The organism is Cupriavidus sp. (assembly GCF_057315035.1).
Window position 1 is genome coordinate 299,221 of sequence record NZ_DBHKYV010000003.1, and the last position, 17,494, is coordinate 316,714.

The window sequence follows — 17,494 nt, forward strand, 5'->3', positions numbered from 1 at the left end:
TCCCATTTATCAACGTGCGTCACGTCGACCCCGAACTCTGGCGAACCGCCGCGGACCAGCACGCCTATGACGAAGCGCGCCGGCGGGTGCGCGCGCTGCGTTTCTTCTACATGCACGCGATGGTGTATGTGGGCGTCAATGCGCTGCTGATCGTCATCAACCTGATGACGTCGCCGCACCGGCCGTGGTCCGGTGCACCGCTGATGGGGTGGGGCATCGGCCTGGCCGTGCACGGCATCATGACGTGGAGCCGGGTGGGCCTGCTTGGGCGAAGCTGGGAAGAGCGCAAGATCGCCGAGTACATGGCGCGCGACCAGGTGCGAACGCTGTCCACGGAGAAGCAGCTCGTGGAAGCGCAGATGCGGCTGCTGCAGGCCCAGATCGAACCGCATTTCCTGTTCAACACCCTGGCCAATGTGGTCAGCCTGATCGAGCCCGCGCCGCAGAAGGCCACGCTGATGCTCGAACATTTCATTGCCTATCTGCGCGCTTCGCTGGCGGCCAGCCGGTCCACGCAGGGCACCGTGGCGCAGGAAGCGCGGCTGTTGCGCGATTACCTGGCGCTACTCAAGATCCGCATGGGCGACCGGCTCCAATATACGGTCGACGTCGATGCTTCGCTCGAGGCCGTGCCGCTGGCACCAATGCTGCTGCAGCCGGTGGTGGAAAATGCGATCAAGCACGGGCTGGAGCCCAAGGTGGAAGGCGGGCGACTGCTGGTCAGCGTGGAACGACGTGGCCCGCGCATGCTGGCAACGATCGAGGACGATGGCATGGGCTTCAAACCAGGCGGCGGTTCGGGCGTGGGTCTCGCAAACCTGCGCGAACGGCTGGCCGTGCTTTACGACGGCGATGCACACGTGCGGATCGAGGATCGCGCTCCGGGCACCGCCGTGCTGATCGAAATCCCGCTGCCACGCCAGTACCGAACCGGAGATGCCGCATGACCCCGACCGCGTTGATCGCCGACGACGAAGAGCACCTGCGCGCGTACCTGCGCGCCAAGCTCGCACGGCTGTGGCCTGAACTGCAGATCGTGGCCGAGGCCGCCAATGGCCTGGAGGCGGCCGAGTTGATTGCGCGGCTGGCGCCCAGCGTGGCCTTCCTCGATATCAGGATGCCGGGGTTGTCGGGTCTTGAGGTGGCACAGGGTATCGAGACCGATACGCGCCTGGTGTTCGTGACCGCCTACGACGAGTTCGCGCTCGACGCTTTCGAGCGCGCGGCGGTCGACTATCTGGTCAAGCCGGTGACCGATGAACGGTTGGGCCGGACCATCGAGCGGCTGCGCAAGGCGTTCCAGGAAGCCGCGCCGCAGCCGGAACTGGCACAACTGCTGCAACAGCTCACGCGTGGCCAGTCGCGCGCGGAAGGTGCCGGGCCGTTGCGCTGGGTGCGCGCGAGCCGTGGCAATACCACCAGTCACGTGCCGATCCAGGATGTGCTGTATTTCCAGAGCGACGACAAATACGTGGTGGTGCATACGCGCGAGGGCGAGCACCTGATCCGCACGCCGTTGCAGGAGCTGATCGATGGCCTCGATCCCGAGGTTTTCTGGCAGGTGCACCGCTCGACCATCGTCAACATGGAGTACGTGGCAGGAACACGGCGCGACGACGCCGGCCGGCTGTTCGTGCGGATGCGCGACAGCGATGCCGAGCTGCCGGTATCGCGCGCCTATGTGCACCGGTTCCGGCAGATGTAGCGGAACCGGCCTGGTGCTCAGTGGTCTCGCTACGCTCAGTGCCGGCGCATGAATTCCTCGATCTTGCGGCTTTCCCAGTCGCGGCCCCAGCGTGACAGCCGTGTCCAGACCAGGATGCCGTGCACGCCCAGGCCCAGGCCCCAGGCCAGCGTGGTGGTCAGCGGCCATGGCCAGCCGGTGCTGGCGTAGTGCGACCATGACGGCGAAGGAAAGTAGAAGAACCGGATCCAGAGCCAGCTGTTGACCACCGCGTAGACCAGCAGGTGGATATACCAGCCGCGCAATGCGCGCACCATGCGGCGGGCACGCCAGTAGGCCCAGGCGTTGTCATCGGCTTGCGGTGAAGGAGGATGCATCGATTCGTGGCGCATGGCTCGGTCCTTGTTCAGAGGTTCGTTGCGATGCGTAAGGTATAAGCCACGATCGATGCACTTGCCAGCCACAGGGGCCGAATCGACAGGAAGACGTCGCCAGCGACGGAAAGATGGCGCGAATGGCGGGGCCCGCGCGGAAGCGGATCACTGTTCGCGCGAGACCTCCACCAGACAACTCATCGCGTTCGGCCCCTGCGTCAGGTCCGAGGTGCCGATATCGAGCGTCAGGGTATTGGCCGCGCCGGCCCGGTCGACCCCATCGGCATCGGGGTCGTACCATGCCCCGGTGGCCATCACGGCCACGCCCCTGGTCACGCCATCGCTGATGGCCAGCCCTGCTGCCAGCGCGCCACGCGCGTTGTGCACGCGTACACGCATGCCCGGGTGCAAGCCGCGTGCGGCCGCATCGTCGGGATGCAATGTGATCCGTTCCGCGCCGGCCACCTTGCCCGACTGCGCCAGCGGCGCGGGATCGAGCTGGCTGTGCAGGCGATCCGCAGGTTGCACCGAGACCAGATGCAGCGGGTGGCGCCGTGCTTCGGATGCGCCCAGCCATTCAATCGGCGGCTGCCAGTTCGGATGCGTGCCGCAGTCTTCAGACAGTGCGCCAAGCGTGGGGCTCGACAGTTCGATGCGTCCGCTTGGCGTGCGTAGCGGGTGCGCGGCCGGGTCGCGCCGGAAATCGTCGAACAGCACGAAATCTTCCGTGGGCGCCGGTAGCGCTACGAAACCGGTACGCCAGAACTGGTCGAACGATGGCAGCTCGATACCGGCGCGCGCCTGCGCTTCGCGGCAGCGGGCGTAGATCGAGGTGATCCAGTCGCGTTCGTCGCGATTCTCGGTAAAGGTATCGCGATAGCCGAGCCGCTCCGACAACTCGGCAAAGATATCGAGATCGCTGCGCGCCTGATGCAGCGGCGCAATGGCCTGGTGCATCGCCAGCACGTAGCGGTCACGCGACGAGCCACCAATGTCATTGCGTTCGAGCGCCGTGGTGACCGGCAGAACGATGTCCGCATGACGCGCGGTCGCGGTCCAGCAGATGTCCTGCACGATTACCGTCTGGGGACGTGACCACGCCTCGCGCAGCCGCGTCAGTTGCTGGTGATGATGAAACGGATTGCCGCCGGCCCAGTGCACCAGCTTCACGTCGGGATAGTGGCGCGTCTCACCGCGAAACCGATAGGCCGTGCCCGGATTCAGCAGCATGTCGGACAGGCGTGCGCAGGGAATATCGAGGCTGGCCGGGTTGCGGCCCACCGGCATCTCGGGCCCCGGCGTGGCCACGCGCGGATTGCCCACACCATTCATCGAACCATGGCCGAAGCCGAACCCGCCACCGGGCAAGCCGATCTGGCCGAGCAAGGCGGCCAGCGCGATCGCCATCCAGTAGGGCTGTTCGCCGCGATGCTGGCGTTGCACGGCAAAGCTGCAGGTGATGTAGCTGCGTTTGCCCGTGAGCTGGATCGCCAGGTGTTCGATCCGCTCGGCGGGAATGCCGGTGATGGCGGCGGCCCATGCCGGTGTCTTGGGCGTGCCGTCGCCATGGCCCAGCAGATAGGCTTCGAGCTCCGCCCAGCCGCTGCAATGCGTGTCGAGGAACGCTACGTCATGAACGTCGGCGCGGCGCAGCGCATAGGCCAGCGCCAGCATCAGCGCCACGTCGGTGCCGGGTCGGATCGGGATCCATTCGGCACCAAGGAAATCGGGGCAGTCGTCGCGCGTGGGGCTTACGTTGATCACGGTGGTGCCGCTGGCCGCGAGCTTGCGTAGCCAGCCTTCCTGGGTATGCTCGGCCGCGCCGCCCGACGAGACCTGGCCATTCTTGAGCGCAAGGCCACCGAACGCCAGGAAGACCTCCGTATGGGCAATCAGGCTTGGCCACGCGGTGACCCGGCCGGTCAGCGGCCGGTCTGTGCCAATCACGTGAGGCAGCAGGAACTGCGCCGTGCCCCAGCTGTAGTTGCCAACCTGGTCGACACAACCGCCGCCCGTGAAATGGAAGCGACGGATCAGCGAACGTGCATGATGCAGGCGGCCGGCCGACGACCAGCCATAGGATCCACCGAAGACACCCGAGGGCCCGTGTGCATCGCGCACGCGCGCGATTTCGCCGGCCACGAAATCGAGTGCCACATCCCACGAGACTTCAACGAAGTCATCGCGCCCGCGCTCGCGGCCGTCGGCGGCTTCGCGCCGTTCCAGCCAGCCGCGCCGCACCATGGGCGTGCGGATGCGCGTGGGCGAGTAGACCATCGGCACCACAGAGTCGAGCAGCGGCGACGGGTTGGGGTCCGCCGCGAATGGCTCGCAGCGGATCAGCCGGCCATCGTCGACGACAGCCGTGAAGGCGCCCCAATGCGCCAGTTGCGGATAGCGGCGAACGGTCACGATCTCAGTCGCCCTGGATGCCGGCCTTGCGGATCAGTTCGCCCCACTTGGCGCGTTCGCTATTGAGCAGCCTAGCGAATTGCTGCGGCGTATCGGAGGTCGCATCCATGCCCGACACGGCCAGGCGCTGGCGGATATCGGGATCGGCCATGACCTTCACGAGCGCCTTGTTCAACTGTGCGATCACGTCGGCCGGCGTGCCGGCCGGGGCGACCATGCCATACCAGTTGGTGACCTCGTAACCGGGCACGCCCGCTTCGGCCACGGTCGGCACGCCGGGGAACTGCGGTGAACGCGTGGCGGTGGTCACCGCCAGCACGCGCAGCTTGCCCGAAGCAATCAGCGGCTTGGCCGATGGATCGGAGAACGTGATCGGCACGATGCCGGCCATGACATCGGTCAGTGCCGGCGTCGTGCCCTTGTAGGGCACATGCTGCATCTGCAGGCCGGCCAGCATCTTGAACTGCTCGGCGGCGATCTGCCCGATCGTGCCATTGCCGCCCGATGCGTACGAGAACTTGCCATTGGCGCTACGCACCGCGGCCAGCAGGCCGTGTACATCCTTGTATGGCGTATCGGCGCCGGTGACCAGTACATTGGGCATTGTCACCAGCACGCTGATCGGCGCGAAATCTTTCTGCGGATCGTAGTTCAGCTTGCGCAGATTGGGCCAGATCGTGAACGAACCCGGCGTGGCCACGTAGAGCGTGTAGCCGTCGGGCGCGGACTTCGCCACGATATCGGTGGCAATCAGCCCGCCCGCGCCAGGACGGTTGTCGATGATGACATTGGCCTTCAACTGCTCGGACAATGCCGGTGCAATCGCGCGTGCCAGCGCATCGGCACCACCACCGGGCGGGAATCCAACCACCACGCGGATCGGCTTGGCCGGATCGGGCCAGGCGGCGTGGGCGGCAAACGAGGTCAGGGCAAGGCAGGGAATCAGCAGAAGCAGGGCGCGGCGGGCAAACATGGCGAGACTCCGGGTAGTACGTGTAACGATGTCTTGCTCCCCACTCCCGCACGGCGGGAGAGGGGCCGGGGGAGAGGGCGGGCAGTGGTCATGCCGAAACCAAACGATCAGATGGAAACCGTGTCCCATTCCCACGCCACGAATGCCAGGCGTTCGCCGGTATGGACTACAGGGTCACTGCGCAAACCGATCAGCACGCCATCACGCGAGAACGGCTTCACGGCGGTAAGCGATGCATCGAGCTTCATGGTGTCGCCAATCGATGCCCCCTCACGCACGAGATCGCCGGCGCGTGTGGCCGGGATAAACAGCCCGCCTTCGTCGGCCGTGATCCAGCCGCGCCGCTTGACGCGCCGCAGGCTGGTCGCGGCGGGTTTGGCCGGGGCGCCATCGAGGATGCCCATCTGCACGGCCAGCGTATGAAAGCCGGTCTCGGCCACGGCGATGTTGTCGGGTTCGAAACGGCTGCCGCTGCCCAGTTCGAGCATGAAGGCACAGACGCCGGCCGCGAGGCACTGGTAATCGAGTGCGCCCGAGATATTGCCGGGCAGTTCGCCCTTGCCGCCGACGTCCTGCTGGCAGGCCACGTGGGGATGAAACGGCGCCATCGCGGCCAGCACGTCGGCTTCGGTGACGCGGCTGTCCGGATGCACCTTGTAGACCGTATAGGGCCGGGCATCGAACAGCGGATTCATCGTATGCAGGTTGATCAGCACGTCTGCCACGCCACGCACTTCGCTGATCAGGGCATGGGCCAGCCGTTCCGACACCAGGCCACCGGCATTGCCCGGGTAGGTCTGGTCGAGATCGAGTTCGTCATACGGATTGCGTTTGCGACGCGCGTCGAGCGCCTGCGGATTGCCGGTGGGCGTGACCACCACATTGCCGCGCATGGTGGCCGGATCGAGGCCGCGTGCGAAGCGCAGCGCCGCCACCATGCCATTGATCTCGTCGCCGTGTACCTGTCCGTGCAGCCATAGCGTGCGGCCCGGATGCGCGCCACGTACGGCCACGTACGGCAGCGTGACACTCATGCCCGAGGCCATCGAGCCAACGGGCAACTGGCCGCTGGTGCGGGCCGGGCCGGATTGCTGGCGTAGCCAGTCACCGATGATGGGCATGGGATGAGTCCTCTTCAGTCGATTGCAGCGATGGGGTCGATGGATGCGCGATGGCGGCGAACGCCTGGTCCAGGTCGGCCAGCAGGTCCGGCACGGCTTCCAGGCCGATATGAAGGCGGATCACGGTTCCGTGCGACGACCAGTCGCTGACGCTGCGCGCGCGGCGCATGTCGGCCAGCACGGCCAGGCTTTCAAAGCCACCCCATGAAGCGCCGATGCCGAACAGTTTCAGGCTGTCGACGAAACGTTCGGGCGCCACGGCGGCCGGCGAGCGCAGCGTGAACGACAGCAGGCCGTTGGTGCCATGGCAGTCTCGCTGCCACAGCGCATGATTGGGATCGTGCGGCAGCGCGGGGCAGAACACCTCGGCCACTTCCGGTCGTTCGAGCAGCCATTGCGCCACGGCCAGCGCGCCCGCCTGGTGCTGCGCCAGCCGCGCGCCCAGCGAACGGATACCACGCTGCACCAGATACGCATCGTCGGGACTCACGGTCATGCCGAACGCGTCAGACATGGTCGCCAGTTCCTGCCACGCGGCCTCGGTGGTGCAGACCGTGCCCATCATTACGTCGGAATGGCCACCGAGGTACTTGGTGGCGGCCATCAGCGAGATATCGGCGCCGAGTTCCAGCGGGCGATACAGCAGCCCCGATCCCCATGTGTTGTCGGCCGCCACCAGCGCGCCGTGGGCGTGCGCGCGTGCCGCCAGTGCCGGCAGGTCGCACATCTCATAGACCAGCGAGCCCGGTGCCTCCACATAGACCAGACGCGTCTCGGGGCGCAGCTTCGCATCGAGATCGGAACCATCGGCCGCATAGAAATCGGTGGCGATACCGTGCTGGCGCAAGAAGCCGTTGGCCAGGTTGCGCACCGGTTCATAGACGCAATCGGGCAGCAGTACATGCTGGCCAGGGCGCACATAGGCCAGTATCGTCATGGCCGCGGCAGCCAGTCCTGATGGGAACAGCCGCGTGCGATAGCCACCTTCGAGCATCGTCACCATGTCTTCGAGCGCGAAGTTGGTGGGATTGCCGCGCGCGCCGTATGTGAACAAGCGCTCGGTATCGCGGCGCGCGCGCATCTCGCGTTGCTGCGCAACGGATTCGAACAGCACGGTGCTGGCGCGCACCACGGGCGGGTTGACCGGCTGGCCGCCGGGCACGCCCGATGTGCGTCCGGCATGGGCAAGGCGGGTAGGGAGCGCTTTCGTCATGGCTGGCCTGTGGAGTGGCTCATTGTCTTTGGAGATGTCGCAAGGAACGTGCCGGTCAGTCGACATGCGCGCCCGAGAGCTTGACGATCTGCGACCAGCGCGAGATGTCCTGCTTCAGTTGCGTGGCGAATGCCTCGGGACTGTTGGCAACCACATCGCTGCCGCCCTCGTTGATGGTCTTCACCACCTCGGGCATCTGCAGCACCTGCACGATCGCGCGGTTCAGCAACGCCACGCGCTCGGGCGACGTACCGGCCGGTACGAAGAAGCCGTACCAGTCCTCGAAGCGTGCATTGCGATAGCCCAGTTCTTCAAGCGTCGGGACCTTGGTGAATACCCCGAGCCGGCGTGGGCTGGTGACGGCCAGGGCCCGCATGCGGCCGGTCTGGATAAAGCCGGCCACCGACGAAGTCGACGTGATCAGCACATCGACCTGCCCACCGAGCAGGTCATTGATGGCCGGGCCCGCGCCCTTGTATGGAACATGCTGCAGCGAAACCTTGCTGTCCTTGTCGAGCACCACGCCCACCAGGTGCGAGAGCGTGCCATTGCCAGGCGTGGCGAATGTGATCTTCTGCGGCTCCGCCTTGGCCTGCGTGGCCAGTTCCTCGAACGTCTTCCACGGCGCATTGGCCGATACCACGATGGCCAGCGGCGCCGCGTTGATCTGCGTGACCGGAATGAACTGCTTGACCGGATCGAAGCCCGGTGAGCGATACAGCGTCGGGTTGACCGCCATGATTGACACCTGCGAGGTCAGCACCGTATAGCCGTCGGCCTTTGCTTCCGCCACGTAGCGCGTGCCGATATTGCCGCCAGCGCCGCCGCGGTTGTCGGTCACCGCGCTCTGGCCCAGTACCTGCGAAAGCCGCGTCGCCACCACGCGCGTCACCGCATCGTTGCCGCCGCCAGCCGGGAATGGCGACACGATGCGCAGCGGTTGCGACGGGAAGCCGTTGACAGGTGGCAGCGGCTGCTGCGCCGTTGCGGCACCGGAGATGGCAATGCTGAATGCTGTGACCAGGAACTGCGAAATGCGTGATGACATCGGACGTGACATGGGGCGACCTCGTTCTTTCTTGGCAGGTTGTTTTGGGGGCTTGCTGGCTCGTAAAAATCAGTCGATGGCAGGGAAGTGGAAGGTCGCCAGCTCTTGCGCATCGAGCTGGGCAATCAGTCCGGTTTCCCACGCCAGGTATTGCCGTGCTGCCGCCTTGTTGCCGTCGTGGCGGTCGTGCACGAAGAACAGGTAGTCGATGCAGCGCGCATCGGGCAGTGTTTCGGCGCCGTGCGCAATCGCATGACCGGCATCGCGCCAGGCCGGGAATCCGCCTTGCAGTCGACGCACGTCCCGATAGCCGAGGGTGTGCAGGTCGGCTACCGCCACTTCGGCCGGATCATCGCCATCGGCATCGCCAATCAGCACCAGCGTGGTGTCGTGCGGTACGCCGCGCAGGTCCTGCGCCAGCCGGGCGCGTGTGGCCCAGCGGCTGCCCGCGATATGGCCGGCGCGATAGTTCATGCTGCTGCGCAGGTCGAGCGCAAGCATCGATTGCGCCGCGGTACCCGCCGCGAGTTGCTCGACATTGATGGCCGAGAGCGCGGTGACTTCGTGCGACGGTCCCTGGGCGGCGCGGATGCCGGCATCGAGACCGGCCTGCAGGCCGCCGTCGAGCACCACGGCATCGTGGCCCATCTGGCGCAGCCAGCTGGCTACCACGGTGGCGCGTACGCCTTCGGCATCGAACAGCACCAGCCGCGCGCGACGCACACCCACGTATTGGTCGGTGGCCTGCATCAGTTGGCCGCCCGGCGTGTGCTGGGCGCCGGGCAAGGTTTGCGCGGCGTATTCCTCGGCGGTACGCACATCGCACAGGAACGTCGTGCGCGAGGCATCGGCCAGCCATGCGCTGGCTTGCGATGTGGCAATGTGCGGCACGGCAAAGCGTGCGGTCAGTGCTTGCGCGGCATCGCGTGCGGTGTCGAGTCCGCGCGGCGATGCGTTGTCCGGATAGCGCGCGGTGCCGCCATGTTCGAGCTTGAAGTCGTTCAGGTACCAGCCCTGCGTGCCGTTCTCGAGCGCGTAGACCGGATTGGCGATGCCGAAATTGATCAGCGATTGCGCGCCGATAATGCTGCGCGTGCGGCCGGCGCAGTTGATCACGATCGGCGTGGTGCTGTCGGGCACCAGGTCACGCACGCGGTAGGCCAGTTCGCCGTTGGGGCAGCAGATCGCGCCCGGGATATTCATCTTGCGGAATTCGCTGCTCGGGCGGCCGTCCAGCACCACGGGCGCATTCGGGCCCGCCTGCATCGCTGCAAGCTCCTGTGCCGATACGCGCGGCGTGTGGTAATGGTGCTCGGCCAGTTCGCCGAAGGTCTTCGACGGCAGGTTCACGCCGGCGAACAGCGTGTAGCCGGCGCTTTTCCAGGCTGGCATGCCACCGTCGAGCACGAACAGGCTGGTATAGCCGAGGCGCGACAGCGCGCCTGCCGCGGCCTGCGCCACGCCGTCGCCATCATCTGCCAGCACGATGCGCGCATCGGTGCGCGGCGCCAGGCGGCCCACGTCGAGTTCGAGCCGGCTGTAGGGCAGCGGCACGGCATAGAACGGATGGCCTTCGCCATACTGGCCGTGCTCGCGTACATCGAACAACGCGATCTCGTCGGCATCGTGCAGCCAGCCCTTCAGGGTGACGGCGTCGACAGCGGTGTAGGAAGCTTGGCTCATGAAATTTGGGCAAAAAGGGGGCCGCCCTCTCACGCGGAGAGGAAAAAAGCGGCGTGTTGTTTCTCAGGAGTCGGGCGGCGCGGTGGTCTTTACCGGTGCGCAGCCGCCCAGTCAGGCTGGCTTCAGCGGCGGGTCTGTACGCCCACGTTCATGATCTGGCAGCGTCCGGTCTCGAGGTCGAACGTCAGGCGGTCGGTCAGCGTTTCCAGCGAGCGACCGTACATATGCAGGTGGCGGATGATCGCCTCACCGCGGATTTCGACGGAATGGATGTCGTCAGGCAGCAGTGCGATACCGTTGCGCGGGCCCACTTCCACGGTGCGCTCATGTTCGAGCGTGCCCACGCCGGGCTGGCTGCCATCGTCGGTGCGCGTGTAGACGTCATTGAATTCCACGCCGCTGACGCCGGCCACGCAGGCCCAGGTGGTGTGGTTATGCGGCGGAATGCGCTTGCCGGGCCGCATCACGTTCAGATACAGCGCATAGGTCTGGTCCGGATCCTCGGCGATCAGGTAGCGCGCCTGGCGCTCGCCGGGTTCGGGCGGCGGAAAGTCGGCTTCACCCCACAGTTCGGTATGTGCGGCCAGGTCTTCCACGTGGGTCAGGACATTGGCCAGGCTGGTGCGCGTGACGCCACCCTTGCCTACGATGGTCCTAATGGATTCGATGGTGTCTCCGACGGCGGCGTTGCGCTGTTGTGCGATGGACATGGTGCTGGCAATCCTTGCAATCTCTGTTTTTGGGGGGTAGAACGGTGTTTCGTGTTTCACTGTAATGAACACCTGCCCTGAAAACTACTTAATGCACAACGAAAATCCATTAGCAGGTCTAATGAATGCGTAATCTCGACCTGGACCTGCTTCGGACGCTGGTGGCCATTGCCGACCACGAGACGTTTGGCGCTGCCGCGGAAGCCGTGCAGCGCACCCAGTCGGCGGTAACCCAGCAGATGCAGCGGCTGGAAGAGCAACTGGGGCTGACGCTGTTCGAGCGTCAGGGCCGCAGCAAGCTGCTGACGCGCCATGGCAAGAAGCTGCTCGAATACGCGCGGCAACTGCTGACGATCAACGACGAGGCGCTGCGCATGTTGCGCGAAGGCGACCTGACCGGCTCGCTGCGGATTGGTGCGCCGCACGATGTGGCCGACACGATCCTGCCGGTGCTGCTCTCGCATATCGCCCGCTCGTCGCCGGCACTGCGGCTCGAAATCCATGTCGGCAGAAGCCCGTTCCTGATGGAGTCGTTGCGTCGCGGGGAAATCGACCTGACCGTGTCCACGCGCGAGGACCCCTCGCTCGAAGGCATCGTACTGCGTACCACGCCCACCATCTGGGTCTGCTCGGCGGACTTTGTCTATGAGCGCGGCACGCCCGTACCGCTGATCCTGGCCGACGAGCCGAGCCTGTTCCGCAAACTGTCGCTGGAGGCGCTGACCCAGGCTGGCGTCCCCTGGCGCATCGCCTATCTGGCGCCAAGCCTGATCGGCATCAAGGCGGCATTGCGCGGTGGGCTTGGCATTACGGCGCGCAGCATCGACCTGCTGGCGGCCGACATGCGCATCTTGGGCGAGAACGACGGCCTGCCGCGGTTGCCCGATGTCACCTACTACCTCTGGGCACGCCCCAATGCGGTCAATCCTGTCGCGCGTCATGTGTTCTCGATGCTCAAAACGGCCCTGCAGCGCGGCCTGGTCAGCGCTTGAGGAAAGGCAGCATCGTAGGACGGGCCGCGCGCGCGGCAAACTAACAAGAACGCGTATCGATATTTCGATGTTCGACAATAACTTTCATTTTGCTTTCAGTGGATGCGAGGCGAGGCGTGAGTATCCAACTGGACAATATGTTCCGCGGCATGGATGAAATTCACTATTGCGTGAATCGAATATTGCGATGCATCAAAACTCCACTATCTTTCACCCACTGTCATTCAGATTCTGACCAGGAGGTGATGAAATGAACAGCACGACCCTCGACACCGGATTCCAGTCATTCCGTACCCAGGCTGACGAAGCCGCAGCCGTCACCGCAATCCATCATCAGGACATCGTTGCCGCCTTTACGGCGCGACCCGCTTCCCAACCGGTCGCCGTGCTGCACATGCTCTACCCACGCACCGATGCCCGTACCCACCGCAGCCTGGACCATCTGGTTGGCGCCTTGCAGAACCATGGCCTGCATGAAGTGGCGGCATTGGTAGCGCGTGAAGCGCACTACCTGGTATTCCAGGACGTGGCGCAGGCATGGCGCACCTTGCATGAGATCCGCCACGACTCCCTGGCGATTGGCGTGCATCTCTACTATCGCGGACTGGCAGGAGACGCGGCGGAGCACGCGCTCGATGCCGACGCGCATCGCCTGCATTAAGGATCTGACGATCCCGCCGGGACCTTTTCCTGGCGGGATAACGGTGCGGCAGTCACGGTAGAAAAGGTCTTTAACGATGTAGATTCAGAAATTTAAGCGATTGGCGATTAATCGATTGATGTCTGTTGTCCAGACTAGGGTTTGTCCCGCTGACGTTGAGCGAGAGAAAAACAATCTGGTAGACGAACTCCCTATTTCTGTAAGGAAGACATCATGAACATCACCAATACACTGCGTGGCGGCCTTCTGCTGACCCTCCTGGCCACTGCATCCGCGGGGGCTTTCGCTGCGGAGAGTGCAGACCTCATCGTCAAGGGTGTTATCCGTCCGGCTGCATGCGCGGTCACGCTGTCCGGCGACGGCTCGGTCGACTTTGGCACGATTTCATCGAAGAGCCTGAGCGGATCTGCTGCCACCAAGCTGCAGGAACGCGAAATCACCATGACCATGACGTGCGATGCCGCAGCAGCCGTTGGCTATCGCATCGACGACAATCGTTCGGCCAGCGCGGCCCAGATTCTGAATGGCGTGGATTCCACTATCGCCAACGCGATGGGCTATGGCCTGGGCAGCGTCGACGGCAAGAGCCTTGGCGCGTTTGCGATTCGCGCGTTGCCTGCCGATGCCACGCTCGACGGCACGGCGGCAACCGCCAGTACGCGTTCGACCGATGGTGGCAGTAGCTGGCAAGGTGCCGGCACGGTGTCGAACTACGTTGCGCCGGCAACGGTCTATGCCTGGTCGGCTACCGATGGTGGCGCCCCGGTGAGCGCCTCGACCGTCTCGCAAGTCCTGAAAGTGGTTGGCGCGTTGAACAAGACCGGCGACCTGCCCGCGCTGACTTCGAATGTGTCGCTCGACGGCTCGGCCACGATCTCGGTCGTCTACCTGTAAGCCGACTGCCCTGCAGTGAAAAGCCCGCATCACGATGATGCGGGCTTTTTTTCGTCCAGACATAGGATTCGGATACAGTACCCATCGACACATTCAACCCATTCAACAGGTGTTTCCCATGTCCGATTTCGTTGTTGACCGTGTGTTGCTAACCAATGATGATGGCATCGAGGCGCCGGGCCTCGCGGTACTGGAACAGGTGGCGTCGACGCTGGCACGCGAGGTATGGATCGTCGCGCCCGAACATGACCAGAGCGGAACCTCGCATTCCATCAGCCTTCATGCGCCGTTGCGGGTTGCCGAGCACGGGCCACGCCGCTTTGGCATTAGCGGTACGCCGGGCGACTGTGTCGTGATGGCCGCGCGCCATATCATGCGCGATAACCCGCCGGACCTGGTGCTGTCCGGCATCAATCGCGGCGGTAACCTTGGGTTGGAGACGGTGTTCTCGGGTACCGTGGGCGCGGCAATGACTGGCATGCTGCTTGGCATCCGGTCGATTGCGTTGAGCCAGGTCTTCACCGATCGCAATGCGGTCAAATGGCAGACGTCGCGCGCGCTGGCGCCTGACGTGATCCGCCGGCTGCTGGCCGCGGGGTGGACGGACCAGGCATGCCTCAATGTGAATTTTCCCGACGTCGATCCCCAAGATGCAGGGCCTCTGGTCGTCACGCGACAGGGGATGGGTCTGGTCAAGGCGATCGACGTACGCGCCCATGTGGATCCGCGCGGCATACCGTACCACTGGCTCCAGTTCTCACGCGGACCTCGCCCTGATGTAGACGATGCCGAAGCAATGGTGACCGGGCGAGGGGCCATTTCGGTGACGCCGTTGCGGTTCGAGCGTACTGATGATGAGGCTGCAGCGGTGCTGGCGGCAGGATTGGCGCGGTAGATTTTCTCCCATGTCCCGCTCGCGGGACAGGGGAGCAAACCAGCAGTTCTTGATATGCCCGTGGTGTTCTCCCCTCTCCCGCGCGCGGGAGAGGGGCGGGGGAGAGGGCCAGCGCATCAAGACGCGACATCGGCAATTTGAACCGCATTGCCCTCTCCCCCACCCCCTCTCCCGCGTTGCGGGCGAGGGGAGCCGGTTATCGCTTATCTGTCCGCACCAGCACCGACACCGGCAATAACCCGAACACTTCCTTCAACCGCAGCCATCCCGCATGCGAGGCCACCGCGTGGCCTGTCAGTGCATCGACCCACTGTCCGTCGCCGGCATGCAGTCCCGTATCGCGCCAGCATTGGGGTGCAATGCGTGGTAGCGTGGGTTCCACGTAATGCGCGGCCAGACGCGTGACCGCAATCACGGATTCGGCGTTGCCGCAGCGGCGCCGGAATGCCAGCACGTTGGCGGCAAGCTCACCACTGGCGGATAGTGGATCGTAGCTGCCTTGTGCAAATAGCGCGGGTTGGTCGCGGCGTATTGCCAGCACACTGCGAATCAACTGTTGCTTGATACGTCCGTCTTGCCAGTGAGAAAGCCAGTGAGCCCACCCGCCACGGCATTCGAGTTGCGCCTGCAGGCGCGCATGGTCGGGCTGGCGGCGGTTGTCCGGATCGACCAGGCTGAAATCCCAGGTCTCGTTGCCTTGATAGCGGTCCGGCACGCCGGGAACGGTCAACTGCAAGACGGTCTGGGCCAGGCTGTTGAGCGCCGCTGCGGTGCCGATTCGTGTCGCGAAGCGGCCGATGTCGTCGAGCACGCTTTCGGTGTCGCCGATGGCCAGCGCGGGCAGGAATGCGTCGCAAGCAGCTTCATAGTCGGTGTCGGGGTGCGTCCAGCTGCCATGCCGCTTGCCTTCGCGAATGGCCTTGCGTTGCCATGCCAGGACGCGCTCGACAAATTCGCGCTGGGCAGATTCGGTTTGCAGTGCGCGCGGATCGGCGGGCCAGGCACCTACCAGGGTCTGATAGAGCATCAGGCGGTCCACGCCATCAGGGCCCTTGGGCGATGCGGTCAGCAGCGGTGCCAGGCGAGCCTCCCAGGTGGCCACGGCCTCGGCCCAAGGTTCGGCCAGTTCGCTCAGTACAGCCAGCCGCATGCGTGCGTCTTCGCCACGCTTGTGGTCATGCGTGGCCACTGCCAGCATCGCATGCGGCCAGTTGTGTTGGCGGTCCTTCATGCGGTCGTGAAAGCGCTCCGGGGAGATGGCCAGCGTACCGGGATCACTGCCCACTTCATTGCGCGACAGCAAGCGCCCATAGCGATAGAACGCGGTGTCCTCGGTGGACTTGGCCGCCAATGCCGGCATCAGTTGCTGCAGCCGCGTGCGCAGCTTTCCGGCGTCGCTGTCGAGCGGCGCGGCATCTTGCAGCGCGGCCAGGATGAAATCAAGCGCGGCGGCTTCATCGGGCGCCAGGTGCTTGCGCGCGGCGCCGGCGGCAGTCGCCAGCATGTTGTCATCGAACGATGGATCGCGTTCGTCATGGCCGGCGGTGTAATAGCTCCGATAAACCGGAATGGCGGTCATCAGCGCAGTCAATGCGTGGCGCAGTGCATGAGCGGTCAGGTCGCGCGTGGCGGGTGCCGCGCGTGCCATGTCATGCAACCGCACACAGATCGCGTCGACCTCGGCAATCAGGTGGCGTGCCAGTACACGGTGCCGGCCGGCGCGCACGTAGTCCGCAAAGAGCCGGTCGTCGGCGCTGATCTGCAGCCAGAGCATGTTGAGCGGACCTGCGCCACGCAGATCGTGCAACACCGCGCTGACTTCGTCCATGAAATCGTAGCCGGTGGTGCCATCGACCTGCCAGTCGGTGGGCAACGGCTCGTGCTCGCCGAGGATCTTTTCGACGACCAGCCATGGGTGGTGACGTGCCAGTTCGGCAGGGCGCCCGGGCCGCAGCGTGGCAAGCCGCACTCGTACACGTCGGCAATACCCGGCCGGATCTGCCAGGCCATCGACATGGTCGATCCGCAGGCCGTCGATCCAGCCTTCCCGATAGAGGCGGAACACCAGTGCATGCACGGCCTCGAACACGTCGTCGCATTCTTCCCTGACGCCAGCCAGTTCCGTGACCTCGAAGAAGCGTCGCCAGTTCAGCGCCGCCGCGCCAGTGCGCCACCACGCAAGCCGGTAGTGTTGCCGCTCCAGCAGCGCGTGCAATGCCTGGACATCGTGCAAGGACCCGCCAGGTTCAGCCGGCACGGCCAACGGCAAATCGAGATCGCCATAACGAACGACCATCCAGCCATCGCCATCGTGTGCCAGCCGGATCGATCCCGCTTGCAGGGTGTCCCAGTATGGGTCGCCAAGGATTGGCAATAACACCTTGCCGTGCAGGTCCGGATCGCGCGATTGCCAGTCGATGTCGAAGTAATGCGCGTAGGCACTCTGCGTGCCGCGCGCGAGCACGTCGCGCCACCAGGCGTTGTGAACCGCGTCTGTCGCCATGTGGTTGGGCACGATGTCGAGCACGATGCCGAGGCCCGCGGCGCGTGCGGATGCCGCGAGCGCAAGGAAGCCGTCCTCACCGCCAAGTTCCGGGTTGATTCGCGTGAAGTCGGTCACATCATAGCCGTGCGTGGAATCGGGGCGGGCCGTCGTGATCGGTGAGAGGTAGAGGTGGCTGATGCCGAGCCCGGTGTAGTACGGAACCAGCCTCGCTGCATCGGCAAACGTAAAGCCGGCATGCAGTTGTAGTCGCGCGGTCGCGCGTGGCACGCCAGCATAACCGGGATCGGCGGGATCGGCGGGATCGGCGGGATCGACGGGAGCGGTCATG

General features: G+C 64.9%; 15 protein-coding genes. 6 read left to right on the forward strand and 9 right to left on the reverse strand.

Annotated features, from left to right (window positions below; translation table 11 throughout):
• Positions 1-14: 14 nt before the first annotated feature.
• Positions 15-947, forward strand: a complete 933-nt coding sequence (locus ACO550_RS07795) for a sensor histidine kinase (protein WP_315591659.1) — start codon at positions 15-17, stop codon at positions 945-947.
• The gene (locus tag ACO550_RS07800) at positions 944-1,705 is read left to right on the forward strand and encodes a LytTR family transcriptional regulator DNA-binding domain-containing protein (RefSeq protein WP_315591423.1); all 762 of its coding nucleotides are present in this window, start codon (positions 944-946) and stop codon (positions 1,703-1,705) included. Before ACO550_RS07795 ends, ACO550_RS07800 begins: the two co-directional genes overlap by 4 nt.
• A gap of 35 nt (positions 1,706-1,740) precedes the next feature.
• Here ACO550_RS07800 and ACO550_RS07805 read toward each other — a convergent pair whose 3' ends face one another.
• The 8 genes from ACO550_RS07805 to ACO550_RS07840 all read right to left on the reverse strand — a co-directional run bounded on the left by ACO550_RS07805 (position 1,741) and on the right by ACO550_RS07840 (position 11,218).
• Complete coding sequence (locus ACO550_RS07805; RefSeq protein ID WP_315591422.1) at positions 1,741-2,076, reverse strand: 2TM domain-containing protein; 336 nt, start codon at positions 2,074-2,076, stop codon at positions 1,741-1,743.
• A gap of 147 nt (positions 2,077-2,223) precedes the next feature.
• Positions 2,224-4,470 (reverse strand): molybdopterin-dependent oxidoreductase, encoded by a 2,247-nt coding sequence (locus ACO550_RS07810; protein WP_315591421.1) that lies wholly within the window; start codon positions 4,468-4,470, stop codon positions 2,224-2,226.
• A 4-nt stretch (positions 4,471-4,474) separates the two neighbouring features.
• Entirely contained in the window at positions 4,475-5,443 is a 969-nt protein-coding gene (locus ACO550_RS07815) for a tripartite tricarboxylate transporter substrate-binding protein (RefSeq protein ID WP_315591420.1), read from the reverse strand.
• Between the two features lie 107 nt (positions 5,444-5,550).
• On the reverse strand, positions 5,551-6,564 hold the full coding sequence (locus tag ACO550_RS07820; protein WP_315591419.1) for a M14 family metallopeptidase: 1,014 nt from the start codon (positions 6,562-6,564) through the stop codon (positions 5,551-5,553).
• On the reverse strand, positions 6,548-7,777 hold the full coding sequence (gene metC, locus ACO550_RS07825; RefSeq protein WP_315591418.1) for a cystathionine beta-lyase: 1,230 nt from the start codon (positions 7,775-7,777) through the stop codon (positions 6,548-6,550). Before metC ends, ACO550_RS07820 begins: the two co-directional genes overlap by 17 nt.
• Before the next feature lie 55 nt (positions 7,778-7,832).
• Positions 7,833-8,837 (reverse strand): tripartite tricarboxylate transporter substrate-binding protein, encoded by a 1,005-nt coding sequence (locus ACO550_RS07830; protein WP_315591417.1) that lies wholly within the window; start codon positions 8,835-8,837, stop codon positions 7,833-7,835.
• Positions 8,838-8,894: 57 nt separating this feature from the next.
• Entirely contained in the window at positions 8,895-10,508 is a 1,614-nt protein-coding gene (locus ACO550_RS07835; protein ID WP_485994532.1) for a rhodanese-like domain-containing protein, read from the reverse strand.
• Between the two features lie 122 nt (positions 10,509-10,630).
• Positions 10,631-11,218 carry a cysteine dioxygenase family protein gene (locus tag ACO550_RS07840; protein ID WP_485994534.1) on the reverse strand — a complete coding sequence of 196 codons (588 nt, stop codon included), beginning with the start codon at positions 11,216-11,218 and terminating at the stop codon, positions 10,631-10,633.
• A gap of 125 nt (positions 11,219-11,343) precedes the next feature.
• Here ACO550_RS07840 and ACO550_RS07845 point away from each other — a divergent pair, with 125 nt between their 5' ends.
• The 4 genes from ACO550_RS07845 to surE all read left to right on the forward strand — a co-directional run bounded on the left by ACO550_RS07845 (position 11,344) and on the right by surE (position 14,660).
• Complete coding sequence (locus tag ACO550_RS07845; protein ID WP_315593583.1) at positions 11,344-12,210, forward strand: LysR substrate-binding domain-containing protein; 867 nt, start codon at positions 11,344-11,346, stop codon at positions 12,208-12,210.
• Between the two features lie 250 nt (positions 12,211-12,460).
• Positions 12,461-12,871 (forward strand): hypothetical protein, encoded by a 411-nt coding sequence (locus tag ACO550_RS07850; protein ID WP_315593582.1) that lies wholly within the window; start codon positions 12,461-12,463, stop codon positions 12,869-12,871.
• 213 nt (positions 12,872-13,084) lie between these two features.
• Positions 13,085-13,765, forward strand: coding sequence for a DUF1120 domain-containing protein (locus tag ACO550_RS07855; RefSeq protein WP_315593581.1), 681 nt, complete (start codon positions 13,085-13,087; stop codon positions 13,763-13,765).
• A gap of 118 nt (positions 13,766-13,883) precedes the next feature.
• On the forward strand, positions 13,884-14,660 hold the full coding sequence (gene surE / locus ACO550_RS07860) for a 5'/3'-nucleotidase SurE (protein WP_315593580.1): 777 nt from the start codon (positions 13,884-13,886) through the stop codon (positions 14,658-14,660).
• A 196-nt stretch (positions 14,661-14,856) separates the two neighbouring features.
• Here the strand turns inward: surE and treY are convergent, their stop codons facing one another.
• Positions 14,857-17,493, reverse strand: coding sequence for a malto-oligosyltrehalose synthase (treY, locus tag ACO550_RS07865; RefSeq protein ID WP_315593579.1), 2,637 nt, complete (start codon positions 17,491-17,493; stop codon positions 14,857-14,859).
• Position 17,494 lies beyond the last annotated feature (1 nt).

Excerpts from the sequence above, each read along its gene's own strand:
- treY (WP_315593579.1), bottom strand. The coding sequence starts at position 17,493 with ATGACCGCTCCCGTCGATCCCGCCGATCCCGCCGATCCCGCCGATCCC.
- ACO550_RS07805 (WP_315591422.1), bottom strand. The coding sequence starts at position 2,076 with ATGCGCCACGAATCGATGCATCCTCCTTCACCGCAAGCCGATGACAAC.
- ACO550_RS07850 (WP_315593582.1), top strand. The coding sequence starts at position 12,461 with ATGAACAGCACGACCCTCGACACCGGATTCCAGTCATTCCGTACCCAG.
- ACO550_RS07835 (WP_485994532.1), bottom strand. The coding sequence starts at position 10,508 with ATGAGCCAAGCTTCCTACACCGCTGTCGACGCCGTCACCCTGAAGGGC.
- surE (WP_315593580.1), top strand. The coding sequence starts at position 13,884 with ATGTCCGATTTCGTTGTTGACCGTGTGTTGCTAACCAATGATGATGGC.
- metC (WP_315591418.1), bottom strand. The coding sequence starts at position 7,777 with ATGACGAAAGCGCTCCCTACCCGCCTTGCCCATGCCGGACGCACATCG.
- ACO550_RS07820 (WP_315591419.1), bottom strand. The coding sequence starts at position 6,564 with ATGCCCATCATCGGTGACTGGCTACGCCAGCAATCCGGCCCGGCCCGC.
- ACO550_RS07840 (WP_485994534.1), bottom strand. The coding sequence starts at position 11,218 with ATGTCCATCGCACAACAGCGCAACGCCGCCGTCGGAGACACCATCGAA.
- ACO550_RS07815 (WP_315591420.1), bottom strand. The coding sequence starts at position 5,443 with ATGTTTGCCCGCCGCGCCCTGCTTCTGCTGATTCCCTGCCTTGCCCTG.
- ACO550_RS07845 (WP_315593583.1), top strand. The coding sequence starts at position 11,344 with ATGCGTAATCTCGACCTGGACCTGCTTCGGACGCTGGTGGCCATTGCC.
- ACO550_RS07830 (WP_315591417.1), bottom strand. The coding sequence starts at position 8,837 with ATGTCACGTCCGATGTCATCACGCATTTCGCAGTTCCTGGTCACAGCA.
- ACO550_RS07855 (WP_315593581.1), top strand. The coding sequence starts at position 13,085 with ATGAACATCACCAATACACTGCGTGGCGGCCTTCTGCTGACCCTCCTG.
- ACO550_RS07800 (WP_315591423.1), top strand. The coding sequence starts at position 944 with ATGACCCCGACCGCGTTGATCGCCGACGACGAAGAGCACCTGCGCGCG.